The following is a 426-nucleotide window of genomic DNA, read 5'->3' on the forward strand; positions in this document are numbered from 1 at the left end:
CTTGTTAATCATCAGTCTGTCCTTGACTTTAAACGCTCTAGCCTAGAACGCAAAATCGGCTATGTTCCCCAAGAACACATTCTCTTTTCAAAATCTGTTGGGGAAAATATTGCCTTTGGTAAGCGTGACAGTAGTTTGGAAGAAATTGAAGCGGCTATCGCAACCGCAGCTTTTAGTCAAGATTTAAAACGGATGAGTGATGGTCTTGATACCATGATTGGTGAGCGTGGTGTGTCTATTTCTGGCGGTCAGAAACAACGGATTTCCATTGCCCGTGCTTTCCTGCGAGAGCCAGATTTGCTGATCCTGGACGATTCTTTGTCGGCAGTTGATGCTCGGACAGAACGCCAGATTATCCAAAATATCCAGAAAGAACGTGCAGGCAAGACCAATGTCATTGTGACCCACCGCCTGTCTGCTGTTAAC

General features: G+C 45.5%; 1 protein-coding gene. It reads left to right on the plus strand.

Going from position 1 to position 426, the window contains the following annotated elements; translation table 11 throughout:
• On the plus strand, positions 1–426 hold a 426-nt coding region (locus NQ050_RS11095; RefSeq protein WP_257039401.1), incomplete at both ends, for an ATP-binding cassette domain-containing protein.

The organism is Corynebacterium sp. 122RC1 (assembly GCF_024580955.1).
Taxonomy (GTDB): Bacteria; Actinomycetota; Actinomycetes; order Mycobacteriales; family Mycobacteriaceae; genus Corynebacterium; species Corynebacterium kozikiae.